This window comes from Halorubrum sp. Hd13, assembly GCF_002252755.1.
Lineage (GTDB): Archaea > Halobacteriota > Halobacteria > Halobacteriales > Haloferacaceae > Halorubrum.
Window position 1 is genome coordinate 39,506 of sequence record NZ_NHOY01000105.1, and the last position, 20,905, is coordinate 60,410.

Annotated in this window: 24 protein-coding genes; 11 read left to right on the plus strand and 13 right to left on the minus strand. The window is 70.1% G+C overall.

The genetic code is table 11. The features are described 5' to 3' along the window. The first annotated feature begins 35 nt into the window (after positions 1-35). Positions 36-1,028: an MvdC/MvdD family ATP grasp protein gene (locus DJ81_RS13865; RefSeq protein ID WP_094590180.1), complete on the plus strand. Its 993-nt coding sequence runs from the start codon at positions 36-38 to the stop codon at positions 1,026-1,028. A gap of 109 nt (positions 1,029-1,137) precedes the next feature. Here DJ81_RS13865 and DJ81_RS13870 read toward each other — a convergent pair whose 3' ends face one another. After that, positions 1,138-1,926: a winged helix-turn-helix domain-containing protein gene (locus DJ81_RS13870; RefSeq protein WP_094522575.1), complete on the minus strand. Its 789-nt coding sequence runs from the start codon at positions 1,924-1,926 to the stop codon at positions 1,138-1,140. 584 nt (positions 1,927-2,510) lie between these two features. Between DJ81_RS13870 and DJ81_RS13875 the strand changes: the two genes are divergently transcribed. Continuing rightward, positions 2,511-2,717: a hypothetical protein gene (locus DJ81_RS13875; protein ID WP_094522573.1), complete on the plus strand. Its 207-nt coding sequence runs from the start codon at positions 2,511-2,513 to the stop codon at positions 2,715-2,717. A 35-nt stretch (positions 2,718-2,752) separates the two neighbouring features. On the opposite strand, the gene DJ81_RS13880 is transcribed toward DJ81_RS13875, so the two are convergent. Further along, positions 2,753-3,172, minus strand: coding sequence for a universal stress protein (locus DJ81_RS13880; protein ID WP_094522571.1), 420 nt, complete (start codon positions 3,170-3,172; stop codon positions 2,753-2,755). A gap of 71 nt (positions 3,173-3,243) precedes the next feature. Further along, entirely contained in the window at positions 3,244-3,762 is a 519-nt protein-coding gene (locus DJ81_RS13885) for a CinA family protein (protein ID WP_094522569.1), read from the minus strand. A gap of 59 nt (positions 3,763-3,821) precedes the next feature. Between DJ81_RS13885 and DJ81_RS13890 the strand changes: the two genes are divergently transcribed. The 3 genes from DJ81_RS13890 (at position 3,822) to DJ81_RS13900 (ending at position 5,275) form a co-directional block, all read left to right on the plus strand. After that, positions 3,822-4,445 carry a bifunctional 2-polyprenyl-6-hydroxyphenol methylase/3-demethylubiquinol 3-O-methyltransferase UbiG gene (locus DJ81_RS13890; protein WP_094522567.1) on the plus strand — a complete coding sequence of 208 codons (624 nt, stop codon included), beginning with the start codon at positions 3,822-3,824 and terminating at the stop codon, positions 4,443-4,445. Next, complete coding sequence (locus DJ81_RS13895) at positions 4,438-4,938, plus strand: hypothetical protein (RefSeq protein ID WP_094590182.1); 501 nt, start codon at positions 4,438-4,440, stop codon at positions 4,936-4,938. Before DJ81_RS13890 ends, DJ81_RS13895 begins: the two co-directional genes overlap by 8 nt. A gap of 76 nt (positions 4,939-5,014) precedes the next feature. Next, entirely contained in the window at positions 5,015-5,275 is a 261-nt protein-coding gene (locus tag DJ81_RS13900; protein ID WP_094522563.1) for a hypothetical protein, read from the plus strand. 100 nt (positions 5,276-5,375) lie between these two features. Here the strand turns inward: DJ81_RS13900 and DJ81_RS13905 are convergent, their stop codons facing one another. From DJ81_RS13905 to DJ81_RS13920, 4 genes are all read right to left on the minus strand, one after another. Next, positions 5,376-6,098 (minus strand): thymidine kinase, encoded by a 723-nt coding sequence (locus DJ81_RS13905; RefSeq protein WP_094522561.1) that lies wholly within the window; start codon positions 6,096-6,098, stop codon positions 5,376-5,378. Positions 6,099-6,177: 79 nt separating this feature from the next. Continuing rightward, positions 6,178-6,633, minus strand: a complete 456-nt coding sequence (locus tag DJ81_RS13910; protein ID WP_094522559.1) for a hypothetical protein — start codon at positions 6,631-6,633, stop codon at positions 6,178-6,180. Between the two features lie 27 nt (positions 6,634-6,660). Then, positions 6,661-7,725, minus strand: coding sequence for an amidohydrolase family protein (locus DJ81_RS13915; protein ID WP_094590184.1), 1,065 nt, complete (start codon positions 7,723-7,725; stop codon positions 6,661-6,663). A gap of 66 nt (positions 7,726-7,791) precedes the next feature. After that, positions 7,792-9,054, minus strand: coding sequence for an HD domain-containing protein (locus DJ81_RS13920; RefSeq protein ID WP_094590186.1), 1,263 nt, complete (start codon positions 9,052-9,054; stop codon positions 7,792-7,794). A 103-nt stretch (positions 9,055-9,157) separates the two neighbouring features. Here DJ81_RS13920 and DJ81_RS13925 point away from each other — a divergent pair, with 103 nt between their 5' ends. Next, positions 9,158-9,562 carry a universal stress protein gene (locus DJ81_RS13925; RefSeq protein ID WP_094527491.1) on the plus strand — a complete coding sequence of 135 codons (405 nt, stop codon included), beginning with the start codon at positions 9,158-9,160 and terminating at the stop codon, positions 9,560-9,562. 33 nt (positions 9,563-9,595) lie between these two features. On the opposite strand, the gene DJ81_RS13930 is transcribed toward DJ81_RS13925, so the two are convergent. From DJ81_RS13930 to DJ81_RS13945, 4 genes are all read right to left on the minus strand, one after another. Then, a complete protein-coding gene (locus DJ81_RS13930) occupies positions 9,596-10,834 on the minus strand; it encodes an HD domain-containing protein (protein ID WP_094522551.1) in 1,239 nt (412 codons plus the stop codon). Between the two features lie 115 nt (positions 10,835-10,949). Further along, the gene (locus DJ81_RS13935; RefSeq protein ID WP_094590188.1) at positions 10,950-11,519 is read right to left on the minus strand and encodes a transcriptional regulator; all 570 of its coding nucleotides are present in this window, start codon (positions 11,517-11,519) and stop codon (positions 10,950-10,952) included. Positions 11,520-11,600: 81 nt separating this feature from the next. Next, a complete protein-coding gene (locus tag DJ81_RS13940; RefSeq protein ID WP_094590190.1) occupies positions 11,601-12,920 on the minus strand; it encodes a phosphoribosylamine--glycine ligase in 1,320 nt (439 codons plus the stop codon). Positions 12,921-12,968: 48 nt separating this feature from the next. Beyond that, a complete protein-coding gene (locus DJ81_RS13945; protein WP_094522545.1) occupies positions 12,969-13,334 on the minus strand; it encodes a group 1 truncated hemoglobin in 366 nt (121 codons plus the stop codon). A 144-nt stretch (positions 13,335-13,478) separates the two neighbouring features. Here DJ81_RS13945 and DJ81_RS19465 point away from each other — a divergent pair, with 144 nt between their 5' ends. Next, positions 13,479-13,829: a glutamyl-tRNA reductase gene (locus tag DJ81_RS19465; RefSeq protein ID WP_176451349.1), complete on the plus strand. Its 351-nt coding sequence runs from the start codon at positions 13,479-13,481 to the stop codon at positions 13,827-13,829. 14 nt (positions 13,830-13,843) lie between these two features. Here the strand turns inward: DJ81_RS19465 and DJ81_RS13955 are convergent, their stop codons facing one another. Further along, positions 13,844-14,077, minus strand: coding sequence for a DUF2249 domain-containing protein (locus tag DJ81_RS13955; RefSeq protein WP_094522543.1), 234 nt, complete (start codon positions 14,075-14,077; stop codon positions 13,844-13,846). 184 nt (positions 14,078-14,261) lie between these two features. On the opposite strand from DJ81_RS13955, the gene DJ81_RS13960 reads away from it, so the two are divergent. From DJ81_RS13960 to DJ81_RS13970, 3 genes are all read left to right on the plus strand, one after another. After that, positions 14,262-14,648 carry a cupin domain-containing protein gene (locus DJ81_RS13960; protein ID WP_094590192.1) on the plus strand — a complete coding sequence of 129 codons (387 nt, stop codon included), beginning with the start codon at positions 14,262-14,264 and terminating at the stop codon, positions 14,646-14,648. A gap of 321 nt (positions 14,649-14,969) precedes the next feature. Next, the gene (gene katG, locus DJ81_RS13965; RefSeq protein WP_094590194.1) at positions 14,970-17,123 is read left to right on the plus strand and encodes a catalase/peroxidase HPI; all 2,154 of its coding nucleotides are present in this window, start codon (positions 14,970-14,972) and stop codon (positions 17,121-17,123) included. A gap of 211 nt (positions 17,124-17,334) precedes the next feature. Next, positions 17,335-18,489 (plus strand): hypothetical protein, encoded by a 1,155-nt coding sequence (locus DJ81_RS13970; protein WP_094522537.1) that lies wholly within the window; start codon positions 17,335-17,337, stop codon positions 18,487-18,489. Between the two features lie 196 nt (positions 18,490-18,685). Here the strand turns inward: DJ81_RS13970 and DJ81_RS13975 are convergent, their stop codons facing one another. Next, positions 18,686-19,669, minus strand: coding sequence for a nucleoside recognition protein (locus DJ81_RS13975; RefSeq protein WP_094527486.1), 984 nt, complete (start codon positions 19,667-19,669; stop codon positions 18,686-18,688). A gap of 185 nt (positions 19,670-19,854) precedes the next feature. Between DJ81_RS13975 and DJ81_RS13980 the strand changes: the two genes are divergently transcribed. Beyond that, entirely contained in the window at positions 19,855-20,772 is a 918-nt protein-coding gene (locus DJ81_RS13980; RefSeq protein ID WP_094590196.1) for a hypothetical protein, read from the plus strand. Positions 20,773-20,905: the final 133 nt, after the last annotated feature.

Consider the following 20,905-nt stretch of genomic DNA (forward strand, 5'->3'; position numbering starts at 1 on the left):
GACGATCGAGGAGTGCCAATCCGGAGGGCTCTCCCGTGATCCTGGTCGTCTCCGAGGCCGACGATGACCACGCGCGGGCGGTCCTGGACCGGCTCGAGCGCCGCGGCGTCGCCGCCAGGCTGCTGGACACGTCGGCGTTCCCGCAGCGACTGTCCCTGTCGATGACGTACGCCCGGACGGACCCGGACGGGACCGGGGCCGACGGCGATGACGAGCCGGCGCTGCACGCCCGACTGGGCGACCTCGAGTTGGCCGACTGTGGCGCGGTCTGGTGGCGCCGTCCCCAACCGTTCGACCTGTCGCCGGAACTCACTGGCAACGTCGACCGGTCGTTCGCCTACCGGGAGTGTCAGGCCGCGATCGGCGGCCTCTGGCGGACGCTCGACGCGGAATGGATGAACCACCCGACCCACGACGAGGAGGCCGCCCGCAAGCCCTACCAGCTACGGGTCGCCCAGCAGATCGGGTTCGAAATTCCCGAGACCTGCATCACCAACGACCCGGCCCGGGCTCAGGCGTTCGTCGACGCACACGGCGCCTCGAAGACCATGTACAAGGCGTTCACCGGAACCGAAGCCGCCTGGCGGGAGACACGCGTCCTCCGGGACGGCGAGACGGATGTCATCGCCGCCGTGCGGCACGCGCCGGTCATCTTCCAGGAGTACGTCCCTGCGGGCGTCGACCTCCGGATCACGGTCGTTGACGGCGAGGTGTTTCCGGCGGAGATCCACTCTCAGGAGACGGCCTACCCCGTCGACTACCGCATGAACGTCGATCGGGCCCGGGTCGAACCCGCCGACCTGCCCGACGACATCCGCGACCGGCTCCGGGAGTACGTCGACCGGCTGGGGCTGGTGTACGGGGCGATCGACATGCGACGGCGACCGGACGGGCAGCACGTCTTCCTCGAGATCAACCCGTCGGGACAGTGGCTGTTCATGGAGGAGCGTACCGGTCAGCCCATCACCGAGACTGTCGCCCGGGTCCTCGCGGAGGCAGACGCGCAGACACCGCCCGCCCGCCACTGATGGAATCGACTTTTCGGGACCGGTCCGATCCGGTCCGGTCGAGGCCTGGCGACGAGGGAGCGCGCTCCGGATCAGAGCGTCCCTCGTCAGTGGCCCGCCCGGTGGAACGTCAGGCGCACACCTCCTCCGGGGCCAGCGGCGTCGCCTCCCGCAGGCAGGTCTCGAAGATGTCGATGGCCCACGCATAGACCGCTTCGTCGTCGGTGACCAGCGCACCTCTGAGCACGTTCCGGTCGTCGGTCAGATCGATCCTGACCGTGTCGTCGACGATCCAGACCGCGATCGGGACCTCCTCGCAGACGTACAAGTCAGCGTTCGCGTGGGCGAGCAGTTCGTTGACTCGTTGGGCCGTCGGGGGATGACTTCTGGCGGCGTCGACGACCGCCGGCGTAACGACGAGTTCCAGTCGCGTACCGTCAACGACGACATCCCGAAGGTTCTCGACGATCCGTGGGGCCGACGCACAGGTAACGGCTCGGATCCGTTCGCCGGCGCGGTGGAAGGCCGCGAGCTCCCGGAGCAGGACGGTCGCGTCGCTCCCGTCCACCAAGACGACCTCCGCGTTCCGCAGTCGCCGGACATCGAACGTCACGACCTCGCTTGAGAGCCACTGGAGCGGTTCCCGGAGACGGCGTTCGGCCTCGAAGTCGCCCACTAGGTCTTTGAACCGTTCACAGACCCAGCAGCCGAGCGGCGTCGTCGTGTACTCCCGTTCCGACCGCTCGATCCAGCCTCGGCCTTCGAGTTCCCGGAGAATGCGTGCGACGGTCACGCGGGAGGCGTCGACCGACTCGACGAGTTCGCGACGGCCGCGGGGCGACTCCTGGAGCAACTCTAGGATCGCGACGCGGTTCGCGGAGTTGGCCAGATACGCGATCTCGTCGAGCGCCGCCTCCATGTGTAACTGTACCACGATTTTTCGTATAAATCTATGGACCTCACATAATCTAAATAATTACGCGTTCGTCGGCGGGAATCGTCGTGCACCCGGAGCACCGACCGTGACTCATCGGCCTGTCGCTCCGTGGGATGTCCTCGGCGGTCCGGAGTCGATCGGGGGAACCGGCGACCGCGGACAGCGACGTGGACGTCGCGGCCGCCACGGTCGCTACGATCGTCGGCCGGGACGTGCCGCGCGATCCGATCCTCGCTCGGCGGGCCGAGTCGATGCGCCGATCGCTTCGCGGGACGGTGAAGCGAGCGATTCCGAGCTGGGCGCCCACCGTCCACTCGGGGCTGTTCGCCCGCGGGCGGATACAGGTGGATCGCACAGTTTCACCCGGACGAAGAGGAGCAGGCCGTCACCGATCTGTTCGCGTCGGAAGCCGGAGCGGCGACGCGCCGGGGCGGCCCCCTGTACGTCGCCGCCGGCGACGAGTCGACCCTCTCGGCGCTGTGGGACGCGGTCAGCGACGACTCGCGGGGATAACTGGGTCCGTTTCTCGGAGAGTCACTTATATACGCCCCACACCGATCCGCGGTATGGACCGGACCGACACCGCGCTGCTCGGCGTCGCCGGGGTCGTCGCCGCTCTCGTCCTCGCCATCGTCTTCGCCGCGGGCGTCCTGTTCGGCCTCGACGAGTCCGTGACTCGGCCGATCCGGCTGCTCGCCGTCGAACCGTTCGCGTGGATCGTCGTCGCGGCGCTGCTCGTCGCGGTCGTCGGTCACGCGTACATCGACGGCTGACGACGCGGACGGGGGGCCGGGCCGTCGCTCCCGCGTCAGCGAACGACCGTCACGGGGACCGGCGAGTTCTGGAACACCGACTTCGCCACGTTGCCGACGAGGAGCCGGTCGGCGAGCGACCCGCTGTGCGTCCCGATCACGACCGCGTCGAAGTCGTCAGCGCGCTCGACGATCCGGCTCGCCGGCGACCCGACCTCGGACTCCACCTTCACCTCGACACCGTACTCCGTGGCGATCTTTCCCGCCCGTTCGAACACGTCCTCGGAGAGCTCTCGGACCCGCTCCTCGCTGTCGTCCGCGAGCGCGATTCCCGTCGCCGCACCCATCATCCCGGAGGGCTCGCCGACGACGTGTAACACCGTCACGTCGGCGTCCCGATGTACGTCGAGCGCGTAGCGGAGCGCCCGTTCGGCGAGCTCTGAGTCGTCCATGGCCACCAGTACGCGCTCTACCATGGTACACGTACACGCGCCACGGGAATAAACGCTTGCGGGCTCGGACGACTCGACCGGCGTCGGGCCTTTGCTTACTCCCCGTCGTCGATCTCTCGGACCGCCCGCAGTAAAGCGTCGAGCGCGGCGTCGACCGCGGCGCGTTTCACGGCGTCGCGGTCCCCGTCGAGGGCGACGCGCTCGCTCCGGACGAACGACGCCTCGGTCCCCCACGGCGCTGCGTACGCGACGCCGACGTACACGAGCCCGACGGGCTTCTCCGCGGTGCCGCCGTCCGGTCCGGCGATTCCGGTGGTGGCGACCGCCCACGTCGTGTTGGCGTGATCGCGCGCGCCGGCCGCCATCTCCTCCGCGACCGCCGCGCTCACTGCCCCCTCGGCGTCGAGCGACTCGCGGGAGACGCCGAGCACCTCCCGCTTCGCGTCGTACGCGTAGGTGACGAACCCCCGGTCGAAGTAGGCGCTCGCGCCGGGGACGTCCGTCACGCGCGACCCGACCAGCCCGCCGGTCAGCGACTCCGCGACCGCGAGCGACTCGCCGCGGTCGGTCAGCAGTTCGCCGAGGACCTCCGCGGTCGACTCCGTCTCGTCCATGCCCTTCGTCTGACCCGCACGCCCGTGGGATTTACGCTCGGGGGGACGCAAGCGCTCCCATGACGGACTGGGACGAGCGATTTGCGTCCGGCGAGTATCCCCGGGAGCCGGAGCCGTCGCCCGTGTTGCGCTCGTACGAGCCCGCGATCTCCGACGGACGCGCGCTCGACGTCGCCGCGGGCACCGGCCGGAACGCGGTGTTCTTAGCCGACGCCGGCTACGACGTCGACGCGCTCGACGCCTCTCGCGAGGGGCTACGGATCATCGGCGAGCGCGCCGCGGACCGGGGGATCGGCGACCGGATCGAACCGGTCCTGGGCGACGTCTCCACGTACGCCTTCCCGAGCGAGGCGTACGAGCTGATCACGATGAGCTTCTTCCACGTGCTCGACCGCTTCGCCGACCTCGCCGAGGCGCTCGTCCCCGGCGGCTACCTCTTCGTCGAGGGACACCTCCGGTCCGCGTCGCCGACGCCGTCCGGTCCGAGCGACGACCGGTACCGGTTCGCCGCCAACGAACTCCTGCGGGCGGGGCTCGGCCTGACAGTGCTGTACTACGACGAGACGACGGAGGAGCGCCCCGACGACCGACGCCGCGCGACGGCCCGCCTGCTCGCCCGCCGGTCGACCGGCGGGCGACAGTCGTATCCGCCGCGGCCCGGCGGGGAGCCGGCCGATGACTGAGGGCGGATCGCACGGGGAGTCGCTCCGCGCGCTCGTGGCGTCTGCCGTCGGCGACGACCTCTCGGGGTCCGACGACCCGGTTGCTGTCGTCGAGCGCGGTGACGACCCCGGACCCGCGGCGCGGCTCTCCGGGCTCGTCGCCGGCGACGACTCCGTCGCGGGCGTGGTCCCGCGGATCGACGCGTCGATCGCTCGCTCGGTCGCGGACGGGGTCGAGGGGACGGTGCGACTCGTCTTCACCGGACGCGCGAGCGATCGGTTCGACGGGCCCTCGGGCGCCGCCGTCCGTTCGATCCTCTCGGGCCACGGCGTCGAGGCGTACCGCCACGAGGGCGACTCGCCGGTCGGGGTCCTCCTCGTCGGCGACCGCGCCGTCGTCGGGCTGTTCGACGACGCCGGGCTCGCCGCGATCCTGTGGTCCGACGCGCCGCCAGTCCGCGAGTGGGCGGCCGCGACCTGTCGCCGGTTCCTCTCGGCCGCCGAGCCGGTGTGACGGCCCGCAGCGCGGCGCGACGACCGCGTGCGCACGCGGCACACCGCTTTTAAATACGCCCGGCGAAGCGACTCGTATGAAGGCAGCGCTCCTGCTCATCGTCGGTTTCCTCGGACTGGTTCAGACGCTCGCCCCGCGCCCCGTCGTGCGGGCGTGGACGAAGGTCGTCTACCGCGACGCGGGCGACGCGGAACCCCGAGAGTGGGCCTACGTCGCCGCGCGAGCCGAGGGAGCGGTGCTCGCGCTCGTCTCGATGGCGGGGCTGTACCGCCTCGCGACGGCCGAAGCCGACGACAGTGGGCCGATCCAGGCGCCCGACGAGCCGACGGACGAGTAGCTCGGGCGAGCCCCGCCGCGAGCGACCGCGACCGCGGTTTCCGCCGCTGGGCTCAGTCGTCGCTGGGCTCAGTCGTCGCTGGGCTCAGTCGTCGCTGGGCTCAGTCGTCGCTCGGGTCCACCGGTTCCTCTGGGAGTTCGGTCGACGTCTCGCCGTCGGTCGACGTGTCGGGAGCGGCCGCTTCGTCGGACGTCGCCTCCTCGTCGGCCAGATACGACCGGCCGCCGTCCGGACGCTCACCGGTTCTCAAGACGTGGCAGTCGCGGCACCGCGCCTCGTACGACTCCTCGGCGCCGACGAGGATGGTCGGGTCCTCGGTGTGGGCGGGCTCGCCCTCGATGAGCCGCTGGTTCCGTGAGGCGGGTTCGCCGCACACCGAGCAGATCGCCTGGAGCTTGTCGACGTACTCGGCGGTCGCCATGAGCTGCGGGAGCGGCTCGAACGGCTCGCCCCGGAACGTCTGGTCGGTGCCGGAGACGATCACGCGGGTGCCGGCGTCGGCGAGCCCGTTACACACCTCGACGAGCGCGTTCGAGAAGAAGTTCGCCTCGTCGACCGCGACGACCTCCGGGTACGGCTCGTCGTCAAGGATCGCCAGCGGCCCGTCGCCCTCGTTATCGACGACGGTCGCGTCCCACTGGCGACCCGTGTGACTGCCGATCGTCGTCTCCCCGTAGCGGTCGTCGACCGCGGGCTTGTACACCGCGACCGACTGCCCGGCGATCTCGGACCGGCGGAGGCGGCGCAACAGCTCCTCGGTCTTCCCCGAGAACATCGACCCCGAGATGACCTCGATCCACCCGGATCGAGTGATGGCGTGCATGAGCGATCGGGCTGGTGCCAGCGACTAAACCGTTTCTCTCCCGGCCCGTCGCAGGGGCGGAACGGCGGTCGGATCGCGGTCAGACGCCGCTCGCGAGCGCGACGACCACCGCGGCGGCGACGACGTACACCGCGGCCGAGACCGCCCAGTCGCGCCGGATCGTCGCGAGCCGCTGCCGGGGGATTCCCCGGGCGCGCGGGAGCGGGACGAGCGCGAAGAAGCCGATCATCAACGCGAGCATGACCGGCGACGCGACGGCGAGCGCGACCGGGGCGCCGACGCCGAGTCCGACCTGAACCGCGGAGACGAGACCGACGAAGAGGAGCCCCGAGCCGCCGCCGGCGACGTAGTGGACCCACGTGGCCAGCCGCTCCGGGGCCCGGTCGACCGACGTGTTTGTGAGCACGCTCGCGGCGACCCTGGGAGCCGTCGTCCCCTCCGGGAGCCGAGGCATCACGCGGTCCATCGCGAGCGTCGCGAGCAGTCCGACGACCGGCCCGAGTGCGAGGCCGGCGAGCAGCGAGAACGTGGCCATCGCCGATCGGTACGGCCGCGACCGGCTTCAGTCTCCCGACGGGTCGATCTCCTCGCCGCCGATCACGACCCGCGAGACGTCCGCGGCGCCCGCCCGCCGGACGATCGCCCGGACGAGGTCGCGCGCGCCGGCGAGGTTGTCGGAGTCGCCGTCGAGGGCGAGCAGGTCCGCGTCGGCGCCGGGCTCGACGACTCCCCGGTTTAGCCCCGCGATCTCGGCGCCGTTGACGGTCGCCATCCGCAGGACGTCGCGCGCGGGCAGGTCGGCCAGCTTGGCGGCGAACTCCATCTCGCGGAACATCGAGGGGGAGTCGAGCATCACGTTATCGGTGCCCAGCGCGACGGTCGTCCGCTCCGCGAGCTCGCGGACCGGCGGCACGCCGACGTTCGTCACGAGGTTCGAGCGCGGGCAGACGACGACCGGCGTGCCGCGGTCTTCGAGGCGTTCGAGATGAATCTGTTCGGCGTGGACCATGTGGACGAGGAAGTCCGGGTCGAGGTCCATCGCCGGGTTGACGTCGTCGGCGTCGCGCTCGCCCGCGTGGATCCCGAACAGCTTCCCCGCCTCGCGGGTCTCCCGCCGCACCGCGTCGAAGTCGGCGTCGCGGGCGCCGGAGGCGCCGTAGCCGTCGGCGACCGAGAGGACATCGGGGTCGTCGCGGCCGAACACGACGGGGTCGACCGCGCGCTCGCCGAAGGCGACGCCCTCGCCGGCGACCGCGTCCCGAAGCGCGGCCACGCCGTCGACGCCGCCCTCGCGGAACTCCAGGAAGGTGGCGGTGCCGGTCGACTCCATGTACCGGAGCGTCCGGGCCATCGCCGCCACCTTCTCCTCGCGGCTCGCCGACCGCAGGAGCCGGTGTTTGAGTCCGTCCGGCGGGGCGACGAGCTCGTCGAGCGAGAGCCCCTCGCCCGCCTCCTTGGCGATGGAGTCGCCGATGTGGGTGTGGGCGTTGACGAAGGCGGGGAGGATCACGTCGTCGCTCTCGACGGACGCCTCTTCGATGCGGACGATCTCGCCGCCGTCGACGACCACCCGTCCCTCGACGGGCTCGAAGGCCTCGCCGACGAGTATCGTCCCCTCCAGATGCATACCTCACGGTCGCCAGCCCGGGGTTAAAACGTCACGGGAACGGGGCGGTGGAGGGCCTCAGCCTCCCTACTCGAACTCGTCGAGCGTCGTCGCCATCGCCCCGCGCACCTCGCTCACGAGCCCGTCCGGGTCGAGGTCGAGCACGTCCGCGGCCGCGCGTCCGACGCGGTCGGTGGCCGGCTCGGGCGCGTACACGCCGAGGCGCCACTGGTTGCGCTGTGCGGTCCGGAGCGCGGAGACCAACGGCGACTGTCGCTCCAGCCGGCGGATCTCGCCGCTGACCGTCACGCGGGCGGTCGACTCCCGCATGGACGGCTCCGGCGGCACGTCGAGGATCACGTGCTCGCGGTCGACGCCGGCCTCCTCGGCGATCTCGCGCTCCAGGCCGACCTCGGCGTCGCGGTCCGCCTCGTGAACGCGCTCGGGGACGTCGTCGTACTCGGCCCACACCGCCAGCTTGTAGAGGTCGCGCTCGTCGTAGCGGCGGGAGAGCTCGCTGGTCGCCCGGCAGTCGCGGATCGCGGCGAGGAAGTCGTGGTCGTCCATGCGCCGGAGATCGGTCGCCGTCGTCGCTGTCGCGTCGAGCAGGTCGCTCGCGGACCGCCGCAGCATCGCCTTCGAGATGCGCGCGACGTGGTGCGTGTAGACGACCGGATTCATCAGCGCGCGGGCGAGCAGGAGGCTCTCCGCGGTCTGGACGTTCCCCTCGTCGAGGACGAGCTCCGGGCCGTCTCCGTCCGGGCCGACGCCCGCCGCGTCGCCCTCTCGCTCGACGAACGTCAGCTCGCGGACGAACCGCTCCGTGTCGATGGTGCCGTACGGGACGCCGGTGTGGTAGGCGTCGCGCACGAGGTAGTCCATGCGGTCGACGTCGAGCTCGCCCGAGACGAGCCCGGCGTACGTCCCCTCGCCGGCGACGAGTCCGGCGATCCGGTCCGGGTCGAGGTCGCGGTCGCGGAGCACCTCGCCGACCGCGCCGGTCGCGAGCAGCTCGCCGACGTCGTCGTGGTACTTCCCGGTCCGGCGGTGGGTGAGCGACTCCAAGTTGTGGCTGAACGGCCCGTGTCCCACGTCGTGGAGCATCGCCGCCGCCTCGATCCGCTCGGCCCGCTTCCCGGCGATGCCGAGGTGGTCGAGCGCCCGGCTGGCGAGGTGGTAGACGCCGAGGCTGTGCTCGAAGCGGGTGTGGTTCGCGGAGGGGTAGACGAGCTGGACCGTCCCGAGCTGTTTCACGTGGCGGAGGCGCTGGACCGCGGGGGTGTCGATCAGCTCGGCGGCGACACCGTCGATCTCGATGTGGTCGTGGACGGTGTCCTTGACCGTGATCATGGGGAGCGGTTCGTCGGCATCTGGTAAAAGGAGTGGGAGGGCCGGCGGCGGCCGGCGGGAACCGCGGCTATTATTTATAAGGGTCGTCCGCAAAGGTCGGTGTATGTACGAGTTGCTCATCGGGATCGATAACGCGACCGACAGCCGCGCGGTCGCGCAGGCGGAGGCCGTCGCCGACCTCCCGCACGCGGCCGACGAGACGAAGGCGACCCTGTGTCACGTGTTCCAAGACAACCCCGAGGGAGCCTCTGTCCACCAGCTGTCCGCGGTGCGGCGGGCCCGGGAGACGCTCGAAGCGGCGGGGGTCACCTGCGTCCACTACGAGGCGAGCGGCGATCCGTCCGACGAGTTGCTCTCGGCCGCCGCCGACATCGACGCGAACGCGATCTGCGTCTCCGGGCGCAAGCGCCGACCGTCGGGGAAGGCCGTCTTCGGGAGCGTGACGCAGGACGTGATCCTCGGGAGCGATCGACCGGTGTTCGCGGTGCCGGCGCCGCGGGAAGAGTGAGCGGGGACGACTGATCGGGGACGCCTGAACGGGTTACGTCCGCGTGCCAACGGTCCGGAGCCCGAGCACGTCGCGCGCGGCCTCGCCGACCGCGTCGACGTGCTCCGGCGGACAGTAGACGCCGAGCGTCCAGCGGCGGCGCTCGGCGCTCCGCAGCCCGCCGACGAGCTCTGAGGCGTCCTCCAGCCGCTGCGGGACGCCGTCGACGACGACGGTGGAGCCGGACTCCTTCAACCCGGGCCGAGAGGGGACGTCGACGACCACCGCCTCGCGGTCCAGTCCGACGGCGTCGGCGATCTCGCGCTCGGCGGCGACCTCCTCGGCGTGACCCGCGTCGACGGTTCCCGCCGGCACGTCGGCCAGCCCGACCCACACCGCTCGCTTGTAGAGGTCGCGGCGCTCGATGCGCCGGCCGAGCTCGGGGACGGTCTCGCGGAGCTCGACGAGCAGGTCGTGGTCGGCCATGCGGCGGAACGTCGCAACGTCGGCGTCGGTGCGGTCGAGGTAGCGCTCGCAGGCGCGCTCCAGCATCGCGCCGGCGACCCGCGAGACGTGGTGGCGGTAGACGACCGCGTTCATCAGCGAGCGGGCGACGAGCAGGCTCTCCGCGGTCGGGACGTTTCCCTCCGCGAGCACGAGCTCCGCCCGCTCGGGATCGACAGAGCCGGAGTCGCTGGCTCCGTCGCTCCCGGCCGAGCCGCCCTCGCCCGCCAGTCGGAGCTCGTTGACGAGCCGTCCGGTGTCGACCGTGCCGTACGGGACGCCCGTGTGGTGGGCGTCGCGCACGAGGTAGTCCATGCGGTCGACGTCGAGCTCGCCCGAGACGAGCGCCCCGAGCCCGCCGTCGCCCGCGATCAGCGAGGCGACGCGTTCGGGGTCAAGCCCGTTGCGCTCCAAGACTTGGCACACCTCCCGGTCCGCGTCGGTCAGCAGCCACGCCACGTCGTCGTGGTCGCGCCCGGTCGCGCGCCGGATGATCCCCTCGGTCTGGTGCCCGTACGGGCCGTGGCCGGCGTCGTGGAGGAGCGCCGCCGCGCGGACGTGAGCCGCGGTGTCGTCGTCGAGGTCGAACCCCTCGACGGCGCCGCGCGCGAGGTGGTAGACGCCGAGGCTGTGCTCGAAGCGGGTGTGGTTCGCGGAGGGGTACACCAGCCTGACGGTGGACAGCTGTTTGATGTGGCGCAGTCGCTGGAAGGCGGGCGTGTCGATCAGTTGGGCGGCGAGGTCGCCGAGCCGGACGTGACCGTGGACGCTGTCCTTTATCGCCTTCATCGTCCGGGCGTCGGCCGCAGACGGATTGGTCGTTTCGACTCGGCGCCGGCGTCGGTCGGGGGGCGAGCCGGCCCGCGGACGACGCGGGCTCGGGGCGGCGACCGTCCGGGGCGGGTCACTCGTCGACGATCTCGACGTCGAACCGCTCCTCTAAGGCCCGGACGACGGAGCCGCCGACGCCGGCCGTCGCGGCGCGACCGTCCTCCACCGCGAACAGGTCGTCCTCGTCGACGTCGAACTCGTCCGCGAGCTCTTCGACGGTGAGCCCGGCGTCTCGCCGGGCCGCCGCCACCTCGTCGCCGTAGCCGGAGACGAGGTACGGGAGGCGGTCGGACTCGTAGCTCGTGCCGTCCTCCTCCCAGTGCTTGGAGTCGCCGGTCACGGAGTCGTACATCTTTGCCTGCTTCCGCGCGAGCTCCTTCTTCCGGCTCTCAGATCCGGACGACTCGGCGCTGGCGCCGCCCGGGCTCCCCCCGGAGCTACCGCCGCGACTGCCGCCAGAGCCGGAGCCGCCCCCGCCCTGCGGCGCGTTGCCCGCGTCGTCGTGCGGCCGGCAGTCCGAGCACACCAGCAGCTTCGCGCCGGCGACCGTGGCCCGCTGGAGCTTCGTGGTCTCCCGCCCGCAGAGCTCACAGGCGTCGCCGTCGTCGCCGCCGCCGCCACCGCCCGTTGAGTACTTCGTCATACCGCGAGTGGTAGACCTGGACGGTTAAAAAGTCGTGGAGGGGCGGCCCATCGGGCGAGCGGCGGGTCGACGGCGACTGTCTCACGCCCCGCCCGGTCCGAGGTACCCCCACGCGAGCAGTCGGTCGCCGTCGCCGTCGACCCACCGCTCGCCGATGTCGTCGCGGTAGTACATGTTCGGCATCACGACGTCGTCGATGCGACCGTACGCCTGCTCGCGAGCGGCCTGCATCGTCTCGCCCGTTCCGGTGACGACGATCGGCATCCCGCTCTCGCCGGCGGCCCGCCACTGGCCGTCGACCCGCTTCGCGTCTTCGAGGTGGATTCCCTCCCTGCTCTCCGTCTCGAACACCACGGCGGCGTTCCGCGAGTTCTCGTCGTACGTCTTCTCGTCGTCGAACGGGAACGGCGGGAGCACGATGCGCACGGCGATCTGGTAGCCGTTGTGGACCTCCACCTCGGGGTCGTTGCCGTGCGCGAGGTCGTAGAAGAACTCGCCGGTGGACGACTCGATCGACTCCTCCTGTAACGCGATCGTCGGGTACCCGAACCGCGGCGTGAACTCCAGCGGGTAGATCCCGTGCTCGTTCACGATGCAGTTGATGTCGATACTGCCGACGTACCCCTCGTCGGCGAGCCAGCCTTCGATTTTGCCGAAGGTTTCTTCGAATAACTCGTTCTGGCCCGCCCAAAACATCGAAGTCCCCATCTCGCCGGTCGAGGGATCGATGTTCCCTGGGAACAACTTCTTGTGCTCGAAATTGAAGTTGACCTGGTCGATGAACTCGTCGCCGTTGAAGAAGCCGCAGATAGCGATTTCAACGCCCTCTACTTTGCGTTGCAGCTGGAAGCCCTTCATCCGGTGGCCCCACGCCTTCTTGTACGCGTTCAGGACGCCGACGACGTCGCTCCCGTCGCCCTCGTTCCCGACGTACAGCAGCCGCTTGACGTTCTGGACCTCGCCGAGCGGTTTGATGACGTACGGGGCGGGGTTCTCCTCCACGTGTCGGATGCCGTCGTCGAAATCGCGGAAGACGTGGTGTTCGATCGTGTTGACGCCGTGGTCTTCGAGGACCTCCATCGCGTACCCCCGGTCCTCTTCGAGGCGGTCGGTGTTCGGCGTCCCGCCGACGACGGCGTTCCCGTCCTCGCGGAGCTCCGCGGCGAGCGCCCCGGTGCCGACGTCGGAGCCGACCCAGATGTCGTCGAAGACGACGACGTCGGCCCAGTCGACCTCGGCCTCCCAGTCGTCGGTCTTCCGAACGAACCCGTCGCCGATCTCCCGGTCGCTCTCGGCCTCGATGTAGTACTTCACCTCGTGGCCCTCGCGGTGGACCTGCCAGGCGAGGTCGGTGATCAGCGCGGCCTCGGCCGAGACGAACAGGAAGCGAGCGGGGTCCATACGGCGGTCTCACGCGGCGAGGACTTGAGTGTGGGTGTCGGTCCCGCGCTACTGTCCGACGACGTCCGGTTCGAGCGCGCCGACCGCCTCGAGGATCGTCTCGACGTCCCCCTCGTCGACGCCGTTCTCCCGGAGCGCCTCGCCGAGGTAGGTCGCGACGCGACCGAACGCCTCCGCCGTGACTCCCATCCCCTCGTGTGCCTCCCGCATGTCGGCCCCCTCGTACGAGACCGGGCCGCCGGCGACGGCGCTGACGAACTGCACCTGATGGGCGTACAGCGCCTCCCTATCGACGCCCTCGAAGTACGGTTCGAGGAGCGGATCGTCGAAGACGCGGTCGTAGAAGTCGGACACGACGGCCTCGACGGCTTCGCGACCGCCGATGTCGGCATAGATCGATTGGCTCTCGGTCATCAATTCGATCGCATTTCTTGCGGCATAAGACTGGTTCGAAAGAACATGTTCGGTGATATCGTCCGCGATCCGCCGGGCGGGCGACGCGTGCGTGTCGAACACGTTCGGGTGAATCCTGATCCGCGTGGCGGCCGGCGATCCGATATGCGACACGAACGGCTCGACGCGCGACGGACATCGGCCGTTCGAGCGCCCGACGACGGTTCGGCCGACGAGGAGTCGGCCGACGGCGACTTCGAAGATCCGGACCACGTCCGGCGGCAGATACTGGGCCGAGCGGAGCGGATCGAGCGCCGCGAGGTCGCGGAGGCGATATCGTCGCTCGAGGCGCGCGGCGGCCTCACCGACGAGCAGCGCGAGACGGTCCGTCTCCTCGGAGCCGCGATAGCCCGGGAGCTGACGGCGGCGCCCGAGTCGGCCCTAGAGGGAACCGCGCGGGACGAACCGGCGGCCGTTCGGGCCGTCGCGCGGTTGTTCGACGTCGAGAGCGAGTAGCCGCGACCCCGCCCCTACGCCTCGACCTTCGGGAACTCGGCGACGAACTCGTCCGCCGCCTCCTGCCGGACCTCGTAGCGCTCCTCGTCGAACGCGGGCACCTCGGCGGCCATCTCGTAGTACAGGGGCTTCGGTTCGTGGTCGTTGACGATGGTGAGCGTCTCGCCGGGTTCCATCCCGTCGAACTCCTCGTGGATCCGGTCGTGTCTGTTCACCGGCGGAATGTCGCGAACGTCTAGTCGTGGCATGCGTCCGAGCGTTCGCGACGCCTCCGCATCCGTGTTGAGACGAACACGTTCGGGCACAGCCACACCCCGCCGAGACCCGTGGATCCGAACGTGACGGGTTCATCGACGCAACCGATCGAACAGGACGCGAACAGCCCCCGCCGCTCGCACGGCCGATGCGGCTCGTTCCGCGGAGGTGAGTGACGTGCCCGCGACGAGCCTCGACGCGGAGCGAACCTACGACGAGGAGCGGTTCTCGACGAGCGGCGTGTTCCGAAGCGACCGCTCGAAGGTCGTCTGCGGCTACTTCGAACCGGGGCAGTTCATCCCCGTTCACGCCCCCGAGAGCGACATGACGATTACGGTCCAGTCCGGGACGGGAACGGTCCGAGAGGGCGACACCGAGCACCCTGTCGCCTCCGGCGACGTTGTCCTCGTCGAGGCGGGGACCGAGCGCGGCGTGAAGGCGGACGACGACGCGCGCCTCGAAGCGGTTCTCGTCACCGCGCCGCCGCCGACCGACGCGGAGCACGACCCGGTCCGAGAGGGGATCCGACGCGGCGTGTTCGACCCGCGAACGGAATCAGAGTAAGACCCCTCGGTGGGAGAGCGGGGCCGGTCGCGTCCGCCCGATCGTTCGGTTCGCCCGCTCACCGACGGTCTAGGCGCTAAACTTCGTGGAGACGGGGCGGGGGGTCACGCAGGCGTTGGTGGGGTACCGACCCGGGACGACCGGCCACTCGACGTCCACGTCGACGCGTACGATAGATGGCATATGTAACAAAATCACTGTATTTTTGTGATATAAAAACTATTCTTCATACTTTTAAAATACGGGTTGTTTTTACCGGGTTTTTCCCTCTGAAGAGGACACCTTTTTATTTGAGGTGACGGAAGCCCCGGACGACACTGAATGATTCAGAAGACAGACCGCGAGTGGTGGCCGAGCCAGTTGAACCTAGAGATACTCGACAAGAACGCCCGCGATGTCGGGCCGTACGACGACGACTTCGACTACGCGGAGGCGTTCCGGTCGCTCGACCTCGACGCGGTGAAGGCGGACCTCGAGGAGCTGATGACGAGCTCGCAGGACTGGTGGCCGGCCGACTACGGCCACTACGGACCGCTGTTCATCCGGATGGCGTGGCACAGCGCCGGGACGTATCGGACGGCCGACGGCCGCGGCGGCGCGGCGGGCGGTCGGCAGCGGTTCGCCCCGCTCAACAGCTGGCCGGACAACGCGAACCTCGACAAGGCGCGTCGGCTGCTCCTCCCGATCAAACAGAAGTACGGCCGCAACCTCTCGTGGGCCGACCTGATGATCCTCGCCGGGAACGTCGCCATCGAGTCGATGGGGTTCAAGACGTTCGGCTTCGCCGGCGGCCGCGAGGACGCCTTCGAGCCCGACGACTCCGTCTACTGGGGCCCGGAGAGCGAGATGGACACGCAGGAGCGCTTCGACGAGCCCGGTGAGCTCGACCCGGGGCTCGGCGCGTCCGTGATGGGGCTCATCTACGTGAACCCGGAGGGGCCGGACGGCAACCCCAACCCCGAGCTGTCGGCGAAGAACATCCGCCAGACGTTCGACCGCATGGCGATGAACGACAAGGAGACGGCGGCGCTCATCGCCGGCGGTCACACGTTCGGGAAGGTCCACGGCGCCGACGACCCCGACGAGCACCTCGGTCCCGAGCCGGAGGCCGCCCCCATCGAGGCGCAGGGCCTCGGCTGGGAGAACGACTACGGCAGCGGGAAGGGCGGCGACACGATCACGAGCGGGATCGAGGGCCCCTGGACCGGCTCGCCGACAGAGTGGGACATGGGGTACCTCGACAACCTGCTGGAACACGAGTGGGCCGCCGAGAAGGGCCCCGGCGGCGCCTGGCAGTGGCTCCCGGTCGACGCGGACGACGTCGAGAGCGCTCCGGACGCGCACGACCCCGACGAAGCGGTCACGCCGATGATGCTCACGACGGACGTCGCGCTGAAGCGCGACCCCGACTACCGCGGGATCATCGAGGAGTTCCAGGAGAACCCGATGGAGTTCGGCATGAACTTCGCGAAGGCCTGGTACAAGCTGACCCACCGCGACATGGGCCCGCCGGAGCGGTTCCTCGGTCCGGAGGTCCCGGACGAGGAGATGATCTGGCAGGACCCGCTCCCCGAGGTCGACCACGACCTGATCGGGGACGCGGAGGCGAGTGATCTCAAAGGGGCGATCCTCGACACCGACCTGACGACGCGACAGCTCGTCAAGACCGCGTGGGCCTCGGCGTCCACGTACCGCGACAGCGACAAGCGCGGCGGCGCGAACGGCGCGCGCGTCCGGCACGACCCCCAGCGCGGCTGGGACGTGAACGAGCCGGAGCGGCTCGACGCGGTGCTGGCGACGCTCGAAGAGATTCAGACGGAGTTCAACGCCTCGCGCACCGACGACGTGCGCGTCTCGCTCGCCGACCTGATCGTGCTCGGCGGCGCCGCGGCGGTCGAGCAGGCGGCCGCGGACGCCGGCCACGACGTGACGGTCCCGTTCGAGCCCGGGCGGACCGACGCCTCGCAGGAGCGGACCGACGTCGACTCGTTCGAGGCGCTCGAGCCGCGCGTCGACGGGTTCCGGAACTACCTCGGCGACGGCGTCGACCACCCGCCCGAGGAACTGCTCGTCGACAAGGCCGACCTCCTGGACCTGACCGCCACCGAGATGACGGCGCTCGTCGGCGGCATGCGCGCGCTCGGCGCCACCTACGACAACACCGACCGCGGCGTCTTCACCGACAGTCCCGGCACGTTAACGAACGACTTCTTCGTGAACCTGCTCGACATGGGGACCGAGTGGCGGCCCGTCGAAGCGGGCGCGGAGGACGCCGACGTGTACGAGGGGATCGACCGCCAGACCGGTGAGGTCGAGTGGGAGGCCACCCGCCTCGACCTGATCTTCGGGTCGAACTCCCGGCTCCGCGCCATCGCGGACGTCTACGGGAGCGAGGACGCCGAGGAGAAGCTCGTGCGCGACTTCGTCGACGCGTGGACGAAGGTCATGCGGCTCGACCGCTTCGATCTCGAATAGGTCGCGACGCCGCGCTCGTCGCGGATGCCGTTTTCATCCGCACGATCGGTCGTCCAGTGAGCGACCCGATTCCGTCAGTCGGCGGTTTCGCACTCTACGGTGAGTCCCCCGCCGGCGTCGAGAACCGCCCCGGGACCGACGGACCGGGAGCGGCCGCGGCGGTGCCCCGATCGTCCGAAGAACTTTATCAATTACCGTCGATCACTGTAGAATGGCGCCCCGCGACGGGGAGCCGGGGGGAGATTCGTCCGCCGGCGAGAATTCCGAGCCAGACGCCGAAGTAGCGCTGAGTGACGTTCGATCTCCGTTGGCGTCGCGGCTGATCGCCGCGTTCCGGTCGCTCGACCGTCGCGGCCTGTTCACCGTCGCACTGCTCGTTGGGGGGGTTCCGTTTGCGGCGAGCGCGGTCATCGCATTCCGAGGCGGGTTCGGACTCCGGTTCCTGCGGACCGGGTCGGTCTACGTTTGGACCGTCGGGCTGTTCGTCGGGGGACTTACGTTCGGGTGGTGGGCCAAGCGATACCCGGAACTGTGGGTGACACTCAGACCCGTCTTCGACGTGCCTGAGAACGAGTATCGAGCCGTCGTTCGATCTCGGATCGCCGAGATGTACGACCTCGGGCGAGTCCTGCTGTGGTTTCCCGTCGTCCTGCTGTCGGGCGTGATCTACGATTTGGTGTTGGTCGGGGCCCCGTACGTGATCTACGTACGGAGCGCGGATCCCCTGGTTTCCGTCGCCGCTCCGACGGTGCGTCTTCCCTTCGACGTGTACGCCTACTCGCTGAGCGTCATCAACTACGCGTTCGGCATCGTGAGTCTGGTGGGACTCCTGATAGCCGTTCACGTCGCGGTAATCCACGTCCGCTTGGTCAGCGACGTAATGCGTCTGCGAATACGAGACGTTCGAACGGCCGCGGTCGAACTCACGCCGCTCGCGCGGTTCGACGTCGTCATCTCGTTGGGGTGGTTCGCCTCTCTGACCTTCGGGATGGTGATCTTGATCGCCACCGAGTACGATCCTTGGACGGATCCGCTGTTTCTATCGACGTTCCTCCTCGTGTTCCTGTTCGGCGTCGTCCTGTTCGCGGTCCCGCAGCTTTCGATCCACACCGCCCTTCAGTCGGAGAAGCGGACGCTCTTGGGCGAGATCGACGCGAAGTACGAGCGCATGTACGAAGACCTCTCCAGTACGGGCGATTCGGAACACTCGTCCGAGGAGGTCTCGACACGGTTGGACGTCCTCGAGGCCCGTCGGCGGAACGCGACGGAGATCCGAACGTGGGCGTACGACCTACCGGGCGTGGCGTCGCTCCTGGTCTCGTCGGTGATTCCGCTGATCCTCCAGTTCGGCCAGATGATCGCGTGACCGGGGTGCGTCACGGGAGGCGATACGCCCGCTTGCTCGCGTCGCTACCGCAACGCCGCATGAACCGGCGTGAGTCTCGGTCGTCAACACCCGGGCGCGTGTCAATGGCCGTTTCGGGTGACCTGATAGCGCGGGAGACCGCCTCTGAGGCTCCGGCCGCGAGAACGCGCGCGGGCCGGGAAGCGTTCGGCTCGCCTCACCAAACCGGCGCGAGCAGTACCGCGACCGTCGCCGAGATGAAGACGAGCTTCAGGGCGGTGTTGACGGCGATCACCTTCGTGCCGAACTCGGCGCCCCAGATCCCGTACTGGAAGGGGATCGAGCGCCGGAAGGTGGAGACGGCGAACGAGAGGATACCGCCGATGAGCAGGCTCGCGACGGCGGTCCGAGTGGTGAACACGCCGGCCTCGGTCCCGGCGAGGGTCACGGCCCCGGCCGTCGTGTCGAGCGTGTAGACGGCGATCACGGGGACCGCGGCGCCGGGCAGGCCGAGGACCCCGGTGATCGGCTCGGCGACGCTCGTCAGGGCCTCGACGTCGTAGTTGGTGACGAGCGCGATCACGAGCGTGTACACGACCGCGAGGCGCGGGACGATCCGGCGGAGGGTCGACCACGACTTCTCGCCGGCCTCCCGGACGCGTTCGCGGCTCGTTCGCTCGTCGTCGTCGGGCCCGCTCGCGTCGACGTCGGCGAGCGCGGCGCGGTCCACGTTGCGCTCCGAGAGCAGGGCGCCGCCGGCGAGCACGCCCGTGACCGTGATCGCGAGGGCGATTCCGGCACGGGCGGAGACGTAGACGACTCCCGTCTCCGCGCCCAGGATCGGGATCAACACCGGGATGTAAAACGTGAACACGTGCTGGACGAAGCCGAAGAACGTGTTGATGGTGACGGCGACGAGCGTCGCTCGGTCGTCGAGTAGGCCCGACTCGCGGTACTCGGCGAGCGTAGCGTAGCCCGCGGTCGTCGACGCCGCGGTCGTGAGGATCGCGGTGCCGACCTCGTCGGGGAGGTTCGCGGGCCGGGTGAGCCACCCGGCCAGCCCGGCGACGTACCGGATCAGCCCGAACGCGACGGCGACGTTGGCGGCGAAGACGCCGATCGCGATGAACGCCGCGATCCGCGCGAGCCGCGGGGCGACCTCGGCGAGCAGGGCGACGACCTCGGCGGCGACCGATTGCACGACCGGCGGTACGCGACCGCCAACCTAATGCGCGTCGAAACGGGCGGACGGGCGAGCGGTTTCGGAACGGCCAGCGATCCGGGCCGGCGGCCCCCTCGGACCACCGAGCGATCCCGATTCGACGGCCGTCCCGGACCGCCGAGCGCTCGCGGGGCTTATGAGACCAGCGCGCGAACCCCTCGCCGATGGCACCCGCGGAGGACGACATCTCGATCGAGGAGAAGCGCGTGTACGCCGGGACGGCGGACCGCACCGACGCGTACGTCGCCACCGGGAACGGGGTCGTCCGGGTGGCGCTGTCGGCGGACAAGGTCGGCGCGTTCGACATGGTCGCCCGCGATCCGGCCCGCGACGTCGCCGTGCTCCCCCGCGACGGCGACCCGGACCTCGTCGGGATCGCGACGGCGGACGGCCTGCGAGTCGCCCGCGTCGACGACGACCCCGAGTTCGGCCGGAGCGCGGGCGACGCGGCCCCGGCGGTCGCGGTCGGCGCCCACGACGGCGCGTTCCTCGTCGCCCTAGAGGACGGCGGGATCGATCGGGTCGCGGTCGGTGGCGGGGACGCCGGCCCGACCGCGGGGGTCACCCGGCTCGGGTCCGTGTCGGAGCCGCGCGCGGTCGACGGCCCCCTCGTCGCGGCCGCGGACGGGGTGCACCGGGTCACCGGGAGCGAGGGCGCGGGTGAAGACCTCGCCCTCACCGCGGTCGGCCTCGACGACGCCCGCGACGTCGCCGGCGCGGGGATGCCTCTCGCAGCGACCGGGTCGGGGCTCTACTGGCTCGGTAACGGCTGGATGACGGCGCTGGAAGGGACCGCCGAGGCGGTCGCGGCCGACGGCGACGGCCACGCGCTGGCGGTCGTCGACGGCGAGCTTCTGGTCCACGCCGGCGACGCGTCGGGGGCCGTCGCGTGGGACGCCGAGACGTGGCGACTCGCCGACCTCCCCGTGGACGAGGAGGCCGTCGCGCTCGGCTACGGGCCCGGGATCTCCGTAACCGTCACCGCGGCCGGCACGCTCTGCGTCGACGCGGGGGACGGCTGGCGACACCAGGTGGTCGGCGTGCGGGACGTCGCGGGCGTCGCGCTCGCGGTCGTCGAATAGCGTGTCGATCGATTATAAACGGTTGCTGCCGCGGTGAGTATCTAACAAGATCCGACCGTTCGTTTATAAATAACTGCTGGTGGCGGATCGATGGTGTCTGCCTGCAAAGCCCCAGCCGTGAGGCGGTCACACG

What these genes read in the sequence shown, in the direction of transcription:
- DJ81_RS13870 (WP_094522575.1), bottom strand. Translation starts at nt 1,926, where the DNA reads ATGGAGGCGGCGCTCGACGAGATCGCGTATCTGGCCAACTCCGCGAAC.
- DJ81_RS13875 (WP_094522573.1), top strand. Translation starts at nt 2,511, where the DNA reads ATGGACCGGACCGACACCGCGCTGCTCGGCGTCGCCGGGGTCGTCGCC.
- DJ81_RS13880 (WP_094522571.1), bottom strand. Translation starts at nt 3,172, where the DNA reads ATGGTAGAGCGCGTACTGGTGGCCATGGACGACTCAGAGCTCGCCGAA.
- DJ81_RS13885 (WP_094522569.1), bottom strand. Translation starts at nt 3,762, where the DNA reads ATGGACGAGACGGAGTCGACCGCGGAGGTCCTCGGCGAACTGCTGACC.
- DJ81_RS13890 (WP_094522567.1), top strand. Translation starts at nt 3,822, where the DNA reads ATGACGGACTGGGACGAGCGATTTGCGTCCGGCGAGTATCCCCGGGAG.
- DJ81_RS13895 (WP_094590182.1), top strand. Translation starts at nt 4,438, where the DNA reads ATGACTGAGGGCGGATCGCACGGGGAGTCGCTCCGCGCGCTCGTGGCG.
- DJ81_RS13900 (WP_094522563.1), top strand. Translation starts at nt 5,015, where the DNA reads ATGAAGGCAGCGCTCCTGCTCATCGTCGGTTTCCTCGGACTGGTTCAG.
- DJ81_RS13905 (WP_094522561.1), bottom strand. Translation starts at nt 6,098, where the DNA reads ATGCACGCCATCACTCGATCCGGGTGGATCGAGGTCATCTCGGGGTCG.
- DJ81_RS13910 (WP_094522559.1), bottom strand. Translation starts at nt 6,633, where the DNA reads ATGGCCACGTTCTCGCTGCTCGCCGGCCTCGCACTCGGGCCGGTCGTC.
- DJ81_RS13915 (WP_094590184.1), bottom strand. Translation starts at nt 7,725, where the DNA reads ATGCATCTGGAGGGGACGATACTCGTCGGCGAGGCCTTCGAGCCCGTC.
- DJ81_RS13920 (WP_094590186.1), bottom strand. Translation starts at nt 9,054, where the DNA reads ATGATCACGGTCAAGGACACCGTCCACGACCACATCGAGATCGACGGT.
- DJ81_RS13925 (WP_094527491.1), top strand. Translation starts at nt 9,158, where the DNA reads ATGTACGAGTTGCTCATCGGGATCGATAACGCGACCGACAGCCGCGCG.
- DJ81_RS13930 (WP_094522551.1), bottom strand. Translation starts at nt 10,834, where the DNA reads ATGAAGGCGATAAAGGACAGCGTCCACGGTCACGTCCGGCTCGGCGAC.
- DJ81_RS13935 (WP_094590188.1), bottom strand. Translation starts at nt 11,519, where the DNA reads ATGACGAAGTACTCAACGGGCGGTGGCGGCGGCGGCGACGACGGCGAC.
- DJ81_RS13940 (WP_094590190.1), bottom strand. Translation starts at nt 12,920, where the DNA reads ATGGACCCCGCTCGCTTCCTGTTCGTCTCGGCCGAGGCCGCGCTGATC.
- DJ81_RS13945 (WP_094522545.1), bottom strand. Translation starts at nt 13,334, where the DNA reads ATGACCGAGAGCCAATCGATCTATGCCGACATCGGCGGTCGCGAAGCC.
- DJ81_RS19465 (WP_176451349.1), top strand. Translation starts at nt 13,479, where the DNA reads ATGCGACACGAACGGCTCGACGCGCGACGGACATCGGCCGTTCGAGCG.
- DJ81_RS13955 (WP_094522543.1), bottom strand. Translation starts at nt 14,077, where the DNA reads ATGCCACGACTAGACGTTCGCGACATTCCGCCGGTGAACAGACACGAC.
- katG (WP_094590194.1), top strand. Translation starts at nt 14,970, where the DNA reads ATGATTCAGAAGACAGACCGCGAGTGGTGGCCGAGCCAGTTGAACCTA.
- DJ81_RS13970 (WP_094522537.1), top strand. Translation starts at nt 17,335, where the DNA reads ATGGCGCCCCGCGACGGGGAGCCGGGGGGAGATTCGTCCGCCGGCGAG.
- DJ81_RS13980 (WP_094590196.1), top strand. Translation starts at nt 19,855, where the DNA reads ATGGCACCCGCGGAGGACGACATCTCGATCGAGGAGAAGCGCGTGTAC.